Here is a 13,023-nt window from a genome sequence, read left to right on the forward strand (position 1 = left end):
GGCGGCGGGCGGCCGTTCATGGCCGAGGTAGGCCGAGGTCAGAGCCGGGTGATGCGGACGGCGTCGGCGATGACGTAGCCGGTGGCCGAGGTCCAGCGGCTGACTCCGACCACGTCGTAGGTGCCCGCGGCGAGGGTGAAGGTGCCGAGGGAGCGCCACTGGCCGCCGCCTGCGCGCTGGTCGACGTTGATCGTCTGGTTGCCGCCACTGGCCGCCACGATGTACGGCGCGGCGCTGTTGTAGCCGGCGTTGGCCGGATGCCAGATCTCCACCCGGTAGCTGCCCGCGCTGGGGATGGCCGTCCTGAACCAGGCGGGGTCGCTGGCCGCGACGGGGTCGGCGAAGCGGTAGTCGGAGCCGTACAACTGCGTGGAGTAGGTGGAGGTGCCCCACGCCGAGCCGGCGGTGAAGCCGGTGCCGGCGTTGTCCACGATCACGCTGAACCCGGTGCCGGAGCCGGTCGGAGCCTTGCCGGCGCTCGCCGCGCTCTCCTGGTGAGTCCGGTTGAGCGCGGTCACGTAGTAGGTGTAGGGCGCGGTGGCCGAGGCGGTGGTGTCGGTGAAGGTGGTCTGCCGCGTGGTGCCGACGAGGTTGCGGGCGTCGGCGAAGAAGCAGGGATCGGCCGCGCCGGGGGTGCCGTCCACGCGGTAGACCGCGTAGGAGGTGGCCGAGCCCTGCCAGGCGAGCGCGACGCCGCTCGACCCGCGGGTGGCCGAGGTGATCGAGGGCGCGGCCGGCGCGGCGGCCGAGCCGCGGGCCGGAAGCAGGGACCGCCGGGTGTAGTGGGCGTTCGCCAGGGTGGTGAACGAGCTGATCCGGTCGGCCCTGACGTCCTTGGCGCTGAAGTAGACGTCGCCGGACACTTCGGGATGCCCCCGGTTGACGGTCAGGTGGTCGCTGAGCTCGGCGGGGTCCTGCCAGGCGGCGTCCTGCCCGGAGGCGCCCGCCCGGTAGGCGGCCTGGCCGATGATCAGCTGGACCCCGGTGCCGCGCACCACTTCGGACCACCAGGCGGTGAGCACCGCGTAGTCGGCCGTGCCGAACCCGATGTGCCAGTAGAGCTGCGGCGCGAGGTAGTCGACCCAGCCCTGCTTCACCCAGCGCCTGCTGTCGGCGTAGATCGCGTCGTAGGACTGCAGCCCCGAGGTGGCCGAGCCGAGCGGGTCGGTGGAGGCGTTGCGCCAGATGCCGAACGGGCTGATGCCGAAGGAGACCCAGGACTTGGCGGCGTGGATACGCTGGTCCAGCTCCTTGATGAGCAGGTTGACGTTCTCGCGCCGCCAGTCGCCGATGTTGGCGAAGCCGCTCCCGTACTGGGCGTAGGTGGCGGAGTCGGGGATGGCCTGACCGCTCACCGGATAGGGGTAGAAGTAGTCGTCGAGGTGCACGCCGTCAAGGTCGTACCTGGTGACGGCGTCCATGATGGCGTCCTCGATGAAGTCGCGGACGGCGGGGATGCCGGGGTTGTAGAAGAGCTTGCCGCCGTAGGCGAAGCGCCATTCGGGGCGCTGCCGGGCGGGGTGGCTCGCCACCAGCTTGCTGGGGTCGTCGTGGTTGGCGATCCGGTACGGGTTGAACCACGCGTGGAGTTCGAGGTTGCGGGCGTGGGCCTCGCTGACCATGAAGGCGAGCGGGTCGTAGCCGGGGTTGCCGCCCTGGGTGCCGGTCAGCCACTGCGACCACGGCTCGTACGAGGACGGCCAGAACGCGTCGGCCGTCGGCCTGACCTGCACCATGACGGCGTTCATCCGCTTCTGCACGGCAAGATCGAGCCAGGAGCGGAACTCCGCCTGCTGGGCCGCCACGCTGAGGCCGGTGCGGCTCGGCCAGTCGATGTTGGCGACGGAGGAGATCCACATCGCGCGGAGCTGCCGTTTCGGCTTCGCGGGGTCGGTGGCGCAGGCCGCCGACAGGGCGGCGGGGGTGGTCAGGGTGGCCGCGGCCGAGGGGGCGGGCGCGACGGCGCAGAGGAGTGCGGCGGTGAGGGCCGCCAGGACGACGCGCGGGACGGCGCCCGCGATGGTCTCGACGAGCCGCCTTGACCGGCTCCCGCGATGCATGGTCACGAAGAGAAGTTTCACTACCGACCCTTCGCGGCGCAATAGTTTTCACGCGATCCGGGGGCCCAACTTCACTTCCGGGACACACCGGACACCCGTGACTCCTACACCCGCCTTCACAGTCTGTCCGCGCGGGCGAAAAGTTTCTTCCAACTCCCCAGTAATGTCAATTATCGACATTTGTCAGCGAACTCACCTAATGTGCAAGCCGTTGCCCCCCAACGAGGAGCTCCCCATGGCATTCGCCCGCACGCGATTAGCAGCTCTCGTCGCCACCGCCCTCACGGCCCTCCTGGTCACCGGCGCCCCGCCCGCCCTGGCCGCCAAGGAGGCGCCCCTGCCCGCCGCCTTCGACCGGGCCGCCGCCGAACATGACGTTCCGCGCGACCTGCTCGTCGCGCTCGGCTACGCCGAGACCCACCTCGACGGCCACGAGGGCAAGCCCAGCGCCAGCAACGGCTACGGCCTCATGCACCTGGTCAGCAACCCCACCTCGCACACGCTCGAGAAGGCCGCCGAGCTCACCAAGCTGCCGGTGGCCGAGCTGCGCTCCGACGACGAGGCCAACATCCTCGGCGGCGCCGCGGTCCTGCGCGCCTACGCCGACGAGCTGGGCCTCGACGAGGCCGCCAGGAAGGACGCCGGCCGCTGGTACCAGGCCGTCGCCAAGTACGGCAACGCCTCCTCCCCCGAACTCGCCCGCCTGTACGCCGACGCCGTCTACGAGCTGCTGGGCCTCGGCCTGGAGGCGCGCGGCGTGACGGTCAAGGCGCAGGAGGTCACCGCCGACCGGGGCGCCTACGCCAAGGCCCGCGACCTGAACGCGCAGGCCGAGGTGCAGAGCACCGACTATCCGCCCGCGGCCTGGGTCGCGGCCAGCTCCAGCAACTACACCGTGTCCAGCCGCGAGTCGAGCTACGCCATCGACCGGGTGGTCATCCACGTCACCCAGGGCTCGTACGCGGGCACCATCTCCTGGTTCCAGAACCCGAGCGCCCAGGTGTCGGCGCACTACGTGATCAAGTCGTCCAACGGCGCCGTCACCCAGATGGTGCGCGACAAGGACGTCGCCTGGCACGCCGGCAACTGGAACTACAACACCCGGTCCATCGGCATCGAGCACGAGGGCTTCGTCAGCGACGCTTCCTGGTTCACCGACGCGATGTACCGGGCCTCGGCCGCGCTGACCCGCTACATGTGCGACAAGTACGGCATCCCGAAGGACCGCACCCACATCATCGGCCACAACCAGGTGCCCGGAGCCACGCACACCGACCCGGGCTCGCACTGGAACTGGACCACGTACATGAACTACGTGACCGGTGGCGGCACCACGCCGCCGACGTGGACGACCACGATCGACAACGCCACGGCGGGCCAGTTCACCGCCAGCGCCAACTGGGGCACCTCCTCCTACTCCAGCCAGCGCAACGGCGCGGACTACCGCTTCGCCACCCCGGTGACCAGCAGTGACGGGGCCTGGTTCCAGGCCGACATCCCGAGCGCCGGCACCTACAAGATCGAGGTCTGGTATCCGGCGGACGCCGGATACAACAGCTCGGCGCCGTACATCGTGGCGGCGTCCGGCGGCAACCAGACCGTCTACGTCGACCAGAGATCGGGCGGCGGAGCCTGGCGCACCATCGGCTCGTTCTCGCTCAACGCGGGCACGCAGAACGTCGTGGGCGTCAGCCGGTGGACCGCCGGCACCGGTTACGTCATCGCGGACGCGGTGCGCATCAGCCGGTAACGCGATCGGTCCCCCGAACCCGTCCACCCGAACCCGTCCACCCGAACCCGTCCACCCGAATCCGTCCATGACGGCATCCGTACGGCCCGCGTCCTTTCCGGCGCGGGCCGTATGACGTGGGCTTTCCCTTTCCCGGTTAATGCGCCATGCCCCGGCGTACGGAATTCAACATCAACTTTGCCCTTTGCAGGTAGAAGCGGAGCATGTTAGATGGGGTTGCAGGGCGTCTCGACTGTCGCGATCACCGCGCTGACCTCGCATTCGCTGTCGGCGCACGGTTGATCATGCTCCGGCGGAGAGGACCGGGTACATGGCGCTGATTCTCGACGGGGTCCGCCTCCGGCGGCGCGGAGAGATTTGGCTCGACGACATCTCCCTCGAATTATCGAGCGGAATGACCATGCTCGTCGGGCCCATGGCAGCGGGAAAGACGACACTCATGCGGGTCGTCGCCGGGCTGCTCCCGCCCGACGCCGGCCGGGTCACGGTCAACGGGACCGACGTCACCTCCGTCCCGGTGCGCAAGAGGTCCGTCGCCTTCGTCTACCAGCAGTTCATCAACTACCCCTCACTGTCGGTGTACGAGAACATCGCCTCCCCGCTGCGCCTGGCCCGCGACCTGTCCCGGGCGGGCATCGACCGGCGAGTGCGCGAGGTCGCCGAGCTCATGGGCCTCGGCGAGCTGCTCGACCGCAGGCCCGCGGAGCTGTCCGGCGGCCAGCAGCAGCGCACCGCGATCGCCCGCGCGCTGGCCCGGCCCGTCGACGTGCTGCTGCTGGACGAGCCGCTGGCCAACCTCGACTTCAAGCTCCGCGAGCAGCTGCGGGCCGACCTCAGGACCATGTTCCAGGGCTCGTCCAGCGTGGTCCTCTACTCCACGGCCGACCCCACCGAGGCGCTGACCTTCGCCGCGCCGACGGTCGTGCTCGGCGAGGGCCGGGTGCGGCACGTCGGCGAGGTCGCCGAGATGTACGCCCGGCCGCCGACGCTGGCGGTCGCCGCGGCGCTCAGCGACCCGCCGCTCAACGTGCTGCCGGGAGTCGTGCGCGACGGCCGCGTGGAGTGCCTCGGCACCTCCTTCCCCGTGCCGCACGCTCATCCCCCCGCCCACTCTCCTGTCCAGGACGTCACCCAGGAGGCCGCCCAGGACGTCGTCCTGGGCGTGCGGCCGCACCACGTCACGATCGGCGAGGGCGGGCCGGGCACGCTCGCGTTCCCGGCCGAGATCCGGCTCGCGGAGGTGACGGGCAGCGCCACGTTCCTGCACCTCCTGCTGACCGGGCGGCGGCATCTGGTCGCCCAGCTGCCGGGCACCCAGCTGTTCGTCCCCGGCGAGTCGACCACCGCCTTCGTCGACCCGGCGCACCTGTTCGTCTTCGACGAGAACGGGGGCCGCCTGCTCGCCGCCTCCGCCGCCTCCACCGCTGCGGAGGTCGACCGGCATGGCTGACATCCGCCTCGAAGGCGTGGGCCACAGCTACGACGGCGGCCGCACCTGGGCCCTGAAGCCGATGACCTGGACCTGGCGGAGCGGCAGGGCGTACGCGCTGCTCGGCCCGAGCGGGTGCGGCAAGACGACGCTGCTGAACATCATCTCGGGCCTGCTCACGCCGACGACGGGCCGCATCTGGTTCGACGACCGCGAGATGACGGCCGTGCCCACCGCCGGCCGCGACATCGCGCAGGTCTTCCAGTTTCCCGTCCTGTACGAGGAGATGTCGGTCTACGACAACCTCGCCTTCCCGCTGCGTAACCGGAAGTACCCGAAGGCGGAGGTCGACCGCCGGGTCCGCCGGGTGTCCGGGATGCTCGGGCTGGACGACCACCTGCGCCGCAGGTCACGGCGGCTGGATCCGGGGCGGCAGCAGATCGTCAGCCTGGGCCGCGGCCTGGTCAGGTCGGGCGTGGCCGCGGTGCTCCTGGACGAGCCACTCACCGTGGTCGACCCGGCCATGAAGTGGACGCTGCGCAGCACGCTCAAGGAGATCCACCGCGACACCGGGCACACCTTCGTCTACGTCACCCACGACCAGACCGAGGCGCTGACGTTCGCCGACGAGGTGGTGGTCGTCAAGGACGGCGAGATCGTGCAGGCCGGCGAGCCGACCGAGCTGTTCCTGTCGCCGGCGCACGAGTTCGTCGGCCACTTCATCGGCTCGCCCGGCATGAACGTGCTGCCGGCCGAGGTCTCCGACGGCGTGGTCTCGGTCGGGCGGGCGGCCGTCGGGCGGGCGGTGGGCGACCTGCCGCCCGGTCCCGTGCCGCCCGGTCCCGTGCGGATCGGGATCCGGCCGGAGTTCGCCGTGCTGGACTCGGCCGGGTCCACGCCGGGAGTGGCCGGCCGGGTGACCGGCGTGGACCGCATGGGCTCGTACGACCTCGTACACGTCCTGGTGAACGGCCACGACGGGCCCCCGCCGGCCGAGCGGGACGGCCAGACCAGCCAGCCCGGCCAAACCAGGCAGGACGGCCAGACCAGGCAGGACGGCCACTCGCTGGTCGTGAAGACGGACGCCGGCACCCGGTTCGAGCCGGGCGACGCCGGGTTCGTGCGGTTCGCCGCCGACCGGGCGTTCCTGTTCCGCGACGCCGTCAGGTGCGGCACGGTCGCCGCCCTGAATGGAGCGCCGGGCGAGCCGGAGGGACGCGCACCGAAGGACCGAGTGAACAGGAGCGGCGAGGCGTGAGCGGGAGGGGTGAGAGTTGACCGACCAGACCACCGCCGTCACGGGCGGCGAGGCGGACGGCCAGGCAGGCGGCCAGGCGGACGTCGTAGCCGCCACGCCGCGCGACGAGCCCGACCGGCGGGCGGACGCCAAGCCCAGGAACAACCGGGCCTGGCTGCTCGTGCTGCCGGTCGTCGTGTCCGTGACGTTCACGGCGCTGATCCCGCTGATGACCGTCGTCAACTACTCGGTGCAGGACATCTTCAGCCCGAACGACCGGATCTTCGTCGGGCTGGAGTGGTTCCGCGCCGTGACGCGCGACCCGGAGATCCGCGCCGCGTTCCTGCGCACGCTGCTGTTCTCGGCGCAGGTGCTGCTGGTCGAGATCCCGCTGGGGGTGGCGATCGCGGTCGCGATGCCGCGCCGCGGGTTCTGGGTGTCGGTGGCCCTGGTCGTCGTCGCGCTGCCGCTGCTCATCCCCTGGAACGTGGTCGGCACCATCTGGCAGATCTTCGCCCGCGCCGACATTGGGCTCGGCGGCTGGACGATCAACCACGTGCTGGGCATCGACTTCAACTACACGCTGGACTCCACCGACGCCTGGCTCACCGTGCTGATCATGGACGTGTGGCACTGGACGCCGCTGGTGGCGCTGCTCGCCTACGCCGCGCTGCGGTCGATTCCCGACCCCTACTTCCAGGCCGCGCAGATCGACGGCGCCTCGGCGTGGGCCACGTTCCGCCGCATCCAGCTGCCCCGGCTGCGCGGGGTGCTGACGATCGCGATCCTGCTGAGGTTCATGGACAGCTTCATGATCTACACCGAGCCGTTCGTGGTGACCGGTGGCGGGCCCGGCAACGCCACGTCGTTCCTCAGCGTCCTGCTGTCGAAGATCGCCGTCGGTCAGTTCGACCTGGGGCCGGCGGGCGCCTTCTCGTTGCTCTACTTCCTCATCGTGCAGATCGTCTCGTACGTCTTCTTCACCGTGCTGACCAGGACCGGGAGGTGAGCGGGATGGCCGGAGGGCAGGTCGCGACGGCCAGGCGGGCCCGGCGGCAGCTTCCCTGGGCGCGTACCGTCTTCTGGCTCTACGCGGCCACGCTGATGCTGCCGCTGCTGTGGATGTTCGGCATGTCCATCCGCCCGAACGAGGACATCCTGGGCAGCTTCTCGCTCATCCCGCAGCGGGCGACCCTGGAGAACTACCAGACCTTCTTCACCGATCCGGCGTGGTACTCCAGCTACCTCAACTCGATCATCTACACCTCGATGAACGCCGTCATGTCGCTGATCGTGGCGATCCCGGCCGCCTACGCGTTCTCCAGGTTCAGGTTCGCCGGGGACAAGCACCTGTTCTTCTGGCTGCTGACCAACCGGATGGCCCCGCCGGCCGTGTTCCTGCTGCCGTTCTTCCAGATCTACCAGAGCGTCGGGCTGTTCGACACGCACCTCGGCGTGGCCATCGCGCACATGCTGTTCAACGTGCCGCTCGCGGTCTGGATCTTGGAGGGGTTCATGTCCGGGATCCCACGCGAGATCGACGAGACGGCCGCGATCGACGGCTACTCCCTGCCCCGCTTCTTCATCAAGATCTTCCTGCCGATGATCCGCTCCGCCATCGGGGTCACCGCGTTCTTCTGCTTCATGTTCAGCTGGGTCGAACTGCTCATCGCCCGCACCATCACCTCGGTCAACGCCAAGCCGATCGCCGCCACCATGACGCGCACCGTGAGCGCGGCGGGCGTCGACTGGGGGCTGCTCGCGGCGGCCGGCGTGCTGACGATCATCCCGGGCGCGGTCGTCATCTGGTTCGTACGCAACTACGTGGCCAAGGGCTTCGCGCTGGGGAGGGTCTGACGATGCCCGACTGGATGGTCTGGACGCCTCCCACGGCCCTGGTGTTCATCGGCCTCGCCCTGCTGCTCTGCGTCATGGCGGTATGGGCCCGTTTCTCCCCGCCGGTCGCGCGGCGGGGCTTTCTGCGCATCGAGACCGATCGGGGGGACCGGCTCTACATCGGCCTCATCAGTGCGGCCGTCGTGCTCGCGGGGTGGATCGCCGTCACCGACCTGTCCATGTGGCTCGCACTGGCGTGCGCGCTGCTGGTGGCGGTGGTCATCGGTATCTGGGGTTGACACAGGAGGGACCCGAACATGCCGTTCCACAGGAAAGTCCCACGACGACGGGCGACGGCCACCGCGGCCGCGCTGGTCCTGCTCGCGGCCGCCTGTTCGCAGGGCGAGGGCGCCGGTCAGAGCGACTACACCGAGGCCGGTGGCAAGGCCGCCGCGCAGAAGTGGGTCTCCCAGGAGTTCACGCCGAGCACCCTGTCCAAGGATCAGCAGCTCGCCGAGATGGACTGGTTCATCAAGGCCGCCGCGCCGTACCGGGGCATGGAGATCAACGTGGTGTCCGAGACGATCACCACGCACGAGTACGAGTCACGGCAGCTCGCCAAGGCGTTCACCGAGATCACCGGCATCAGGATCAAGCACGACCTGATCCAGGAAGGTGACGTCATCGAGAAGCTGCAGACCCAGATCCAGGGCGACCAGAACATCTACGACGCCTACGTCAACGACTCCGACCTGATCGGCACCCATTCGCGCGGTGACTACGTGCTGCCGCTGTCCGACTACATGGCCGGGGAGGGCAAGGCCGTCACCTCCCCCACGCTCGACCTGGACGACTTCATCGGCATCAGCTTCACCACCGGGCCGGACCGGAAGCTCTACCAGCTGCCCGACCAGCAGTTCGCGAACCTCTACTGGTTCCGCTACGACTGGTTCACCGACCCGGACATCAAGAAGCAGTTCAAGGACGCCTACGGCTACGACCTGGGCGTGCCGGTCAACTGGGCGGCCTACGAGGACATCGCCGACTTCTTCACCAACAAGGTCAACGGCAACGGCACCGTCGACGGCAAGAAGGTCTACGGCCACATGGACTACGGCCGCAAGGACCCGTCGCTGGGCTGGCGGTTCACCGACTCGTGGCTGTCCATGGCGGGCAACGGCGACGCCGGCATCCCCAACGGGCTGCCGGTGGACGACTGGGGCATCCGGGTGGAGAACTGCCGCCCCGTCGGCTCGTCGGTGACCCGCGGCGGCGACACCAACGGCCCGGCGGCGGTCTACGCGCTCACGAAGTACGTCGACTGGCTGAAGAAGTACGCCCCGAAGGAGGCCGCGGGCATGAACTTCAGCGAGGCCGGCCCGGTCCCCGCCCAGGGCCACATCGCCCAGCAGGTCTTCTGGTACACGTCGTTCACCGCCGACATGACCAAACCCGGATTGTCGGTCGTCAACGACGATGGCACGCCCAAGTGGCGCATCGCCCCGAGCCCGCACGGCGCGTACTGGAAGGACGGCAACAAGCTCGGATACCAGGACGCCGGCTCGTGGACGCTGCTGAAGAACACGCCGAAGGAGCGCCGGGCCGCCGCCTGGCTGTACGCGCAGTTCGTGACGTCCAAGACGGTCTCGCTGAAGAAGTCGATCGCCGGCCTGACCTTTATCCGCGACTCCGACATCAGGAGCGACTACTTCGCCGACAACGCCAAGAAGTACGGCGGCCTGATCGAGTTCTACGGCTCACCGGCCCGCAAGCAGTGGACCCCGACCGGCACCAACGTGCCCGACTACCCGAAACTGGCCCAGCTGTGGTGGCAGAACGTCGCCACCGCCGTCACCGATGAGACCACCGCCCAGCAGTCGATGGACAACCTCGCCAAGCAGCAGGACGACATCCTGTCCCGGCTGGAACGCCGCGGCTACGGCGGCGCCTGCGCGCCGAAGCTGAACCCGGAGCAGTCCGCCCAGCACTGGCTGGACCAGCCGGGCGCCCCGGTGCCGAAGCTCGCGGACGAGCGCGGCAAGCCGGAGACGCTCGACTACGACAAGCTGATCGCCCAGTGGAAGTCGGGCGACTGAGTCACCCGCCGCTGCGGACGATGGCCAGCGGGCATGGCGCATGCTGCAACATGGCGTTGCTGACGGAGCCGAGCACCATGCCCGCCAGCACGCCATGCCCGTGGGAGCCGACGACAAGCAGGGCGGCGCCCTCGGCGGCCTGACGCAGCACCTCGACCGGATGGCCCTGCACGACCTCCTCGATCACGGTCACGCCGGGGTGGCGCTCGCTCCGGCCGGCCACCTTCTCCTTGAGCAGGTCGAGCTCGCCGCCGACCGAGGTCGGCTCGGGCACGTCCGGCCAGGTGCGGGCATGCACGGCGCGCAGCCGCGCCCCGCGCATCGACGCCTCGGCGAAGGCGAAGTCGAGGGCCCGCTCACCGGCGGCCGAGCCGTCGACGCCGACGACCACCTCGGGGCGCGGGGACGGAGGCAGCTCGCGCACGACCACGACATCGCAGGGCGCGTGCCCGGCCACCCCGTAGGCGACCGAACCGACCAGCATCCCGCGCACGCCGCCCAGCCCGTGGTTGCCGACCACCAGCAGCTCGGCGCCGGCCGCCGCCTTGATCAGGGCCGTGCGCGGATCTCCGGGCAGCAGCGTCGTCTCGACGCTCACCTTGGGCGCCTCCCTGTGGACCCGCTCCTCCCCCGAGGCCAGCACCGTCGTGCCCCCCTCACGCATCCACCGGGCCACCTCGGCGAAGCGGCCCTCACGCGTGTCGACGGCCCACGCGGCGATGGCGTGCGCCACGGTCAGCGGCACCTCGCGCAGCGCCGCCTCCCTCGCGGCCCATCCGGCGGCCTCCAGCCCGGCCCGGGACCCGTCCACTCCGACAACGATCACGACATTTCTCCCATCACGCCACAACCTCGCCGTTTAATCCCACCATCCTCCCAGCCGCCGGTTCACACCCGAGGCGAACGTCCCTCAAGAGCCGGTCGAAGGCCCTTTTCCCGAGCACCCGAACAGGACGGATTCAAGGCGATCAAGCGGTATGCGCGCCGGTGCCCGCCCCGTCACCGACGGAGCGGGCACCGGGCCTCGGATCAGCGAAGGTCGAACGCGCGGAGCGTGGTCTGCTTGACGCGGTTGCCGGCCGCGTCCCACGCCTCGACCTTCAGGCTCACCGCGCCCTTGGTGGCGCGGTAGGCAGGGTACGTGGCGCCGGCGGTGTAGACGCCGTCACGGCCCCGCTTGAGGTCGGCGGGCTTCCAGGTGGCGCCGTCGTCGGTGCTCGTCCAGAGCTTGACGCCCGCGATGGCGGGCATCTTCGCGGACGAGGGCCCGTGGTAGGCCTCCAGCTGGAAGGTGTGCCTGCGGCCGGCGGCCACCTTGTTCTCGATGGACAGGCTGCCACCGAGGTCGTAGCTGACGTACACGGCGGGAGCGGTCCGGCAGTGCTCGATCGGGCCGTCGATCCACCAGGCGTAGCAGTTGAGACCGGGCTTGGCGTGGTCCTCGCCCGGCGGGGCGGTGAACGTCCACTCGACGTGCTGCAGGTCGTTCGCGGCCGTCAGCCGGTAGCCGCCCTCGCCCTCCGGCAGCGGGTAGCGCGGCAGCGTGGTGAACGGGTCGACGGGGGCGTTCGGGATCTCCCTGCCGTCGCGGTACAGGTGGATCTCGTAGCGCGGCCGGAGGTCCCCGAAGGCCGTGCCGTCGTCACGCCGCTCCCCGACCCCGCTGACCATCGACGGGGTCACCCAGAGGTTGCCGCCGTGCACGCAGATCGCGCACGGCACCCCGACCACCAGGTTCTGGAGCGGCGCGGCCTTCGGATCGGCGAGCTTGAACACCTTGTCGGAGGCCGTGGCGGCACCGGGTGTGCTCGGGGTGGCGAACCACCGCTGCGACGTGCTCCCCGGCTTGTCGAAGACGTCGACGCGGTAACGGCTCTCCTCGATCTCCGCGGCCGGGTCCGGCGTGACCAGGGCCGACATGCCCGTGGAGTGCACGATCGTGGGGTCGAGCGGCCACACCCCACTGCGACCTGCGTTGCGGCAGCGGGAGAGCGCAGTTCACGGCGTCCGTGCCGGTGCCCAGATAGGTGACGTCGTCGGTACGCCACGTGCTCCGCGAGATCGAGGCCTTCGTGTACGGCCCGGTGGGCACCTCGAAGTCGACGCGGTGCAGCTGGCGGCCGGTGACCTTGTAGTGCATGGAGTCCGGGATGCGGCCGGGCTTCTCCGGCAGCACCCCGGCGAGCTCGGGCAGCAGGTCGCGCAGGGCTCCCGCGACGGGCGTCAGCTCCGCCCCCGCCAGATCGGTCGCGCGTCCGCGCATGCCTCGACGATCGGCCCGAGCGGGAACGGCTCCCTGATCTGCACACACGCCCCGCGCAGCACCCGCATCCCCGCCACGGCCGGGTCACCCAGCAGCTCGGCGGCCAGGCGTGACTTCCCGATGCCGGCCTCGCCCTCGATGACCGCCACGGAGGGCGCGGTGGCCATGAGAGCCACGAGCCGGGCGAGCTCCTTCTCCCGCCCCACCAGAACCGGAGAAATCACTGGGCCCACATGCACCCGACCATTCAACTGCACGCCCTTTCACAGATCAAACGTCCCGTTTCGGCGCGGGCGAGAGCCGGGGGCCACAGGTCGCGTGAGCCCGGCGTGACCTGTCGGTGCGGTCTTCT

Annotated in this window: 11 protein-coding genes; 7 read left to right on the forward strand and 4 right to left on the reverse strand. The window is 70.1% G+C overall.

The window, feature by feature from the left end; translation table 11 throughout:
• Window positions 1-38 precede the first annotated feature (38 nt).
• Window positions 39-2,060, reverse strand: a complete 2,022-nt coding sequence (locus tag AC5L3X_RS09745; RefSeq protein ID WP_494856816.1) for a family 10 glycosylhydrolase — start codon at window positions 2,058-2,060, stop codon at window positions 39-41.
• 235 nt (window positions 2,061-2,295) lie between these two features.
• On the opposite strand from AC5L3X_RS09745, the gene AC5L3X_RS09750 reads away from it, so the two are divergent.
• From AC5L3X_RS09750 to AC5L3X_RS09780, 7 genes are all read left to right on the forward strand, one after another.
• Window positions 2,296-3,810 carry a golvesin C-terminal-like domain-containing protein gene (locus tag AC5L3X_RS09750; protein ID WP_189124655.1) on the forward strand — a complete coding sequence of 505 codons (1,515 nt, stop codon included), beginning with the start codon at window positions 2,296-2,298 and terminating at the stop codon, window positions 3,808-3,810.
• Between the two features lie 310 nt (window positions 3,811-4,120).
• Complete coding sequence (locus tag AC5L3X_RS09755; protein WP_494856462.1) at window positions 4,121-5,260, forward strand: ABC transporter ATP-binding protein; 1,140 nt, start codon at window positions 4,121-4,123, stop codon at window positions 5,258-5,260.
• Entirely contained in the window at window positions 5,253-6,497 is a 1,245-nt protein-coding gene (locus AC5L3X_RS09760) for an ABC transporter ATP-binding protein (RefSeq protein ID WP_494856463.1), read from the forward strand. Before AC5L3X_RS09755 ends, AC5L3X_RS09760 begins: the two co-directional genes overlap by 8 nt.
• A 16-nt stretch (window positions 6,498-6,513) precedes the next feature.
• Window positions 6,514-7,485 (forward strand): carbohydrate ABC transporter permease, encoded by a 972-nt coding sequence (locus AC5L3X_RS09765; RefSeq protein ID WP_494856465.1) that lies wholly within the window; start codon window positions 6,514-6,516, stop codon window positions 7,483-7,485.
• A 5-nt stretch (window positions 7,486-7,490) separates the two neighbouring features.
• Window positions 7,491-8,333 carry a carbohydrate ABC transporter permease gene (locus AC5L3X_RS09770; RefSeq protein ID WP_494856467.1) on the forward strand — a complete coding sequence of 281 codons (843 nt, stop codon included), beginning with the start codon at window positions 7,491-7,493 and terminating at the stop codon, window positions 8,331-8,333.
• Window positions 8,334-8,335: 2 nt separating this feature from the next.
• Window positions 8,336-8,611, forward strand: coding sequence for a DUF2160 domain-containing protein (locus AC5L3X_RS09775; RefSeq protein WP_494856469.1), 276 nt, complete (start codon window positions 8,336-8,338; stop codon window positions 8,609-8,611).
• 18 nt (window positions 8,612-8,629) lie between these two features.
• The gene (locus AC5L3X_RS09780; protein WP_494856470.1) at window positions 8,630-10,408 is read left to right on the forward strand and encodes an ABC transporter substrate-binding protein; all 1,779 of its coding nucleotides are present in this window, start codon (window positions 8,630-8,632) and stop codon (window positions 10,406-10,408) included.
• A gap of 1 nt (window position 10,409) precedes the next feature.
• Here the strand turns inward: AC5L3X_RS09780 and AC5L3X_RS09785 are convergent, their stop codons facing one another.
• The 3 genes from AC5L3X_RS09785 to AC5L3X_RS09795 form a co-directional block, all read right to left on the reverse strand.
• A complete protein-coding gene (locus AC5L3X_RS09785) occupies window positions 10,410-11,234 on the reverse strand; it encodes a universal stress protein (RefSeq protein ID WP_494856471.1) in 825 nt (274 codons plus the stop codon).
• A gap of 203 nt (window positions 11,235-11,437) precedes the next feature.
• Window positions 11,438-12,367: a hypothetical protein gene (locus AC5L3X_RS09790; RefSeq protein ID WP_494856472.1), complete on the reverse strand. Its 930-nt coding sequence runs from the start codon at window positions 12,365-12,367 to the stop codon at window positions 11,438-11,440.
• A 264-nt stretch (window positions 12,368-12,631) separates the two neighbouring features.
• The gene (locus tag AC5L3X_RS09795; RefSeq protein WP_494856474.1) at window positions 12,632-12,895 is read right to left on the reverse strand and encodes an AAA family ATPase; all 264 of its coding nucleotides are present in this window, start codon (window positions 12,893-12,895) and stop codon (window positions 12,632-12,634) included.
• Window positions 12,896-13,023 lie beyond the last annotated feature (128 nt).

The organism is Nonomuraea sp. CX421, assembly GCF_059358955.1.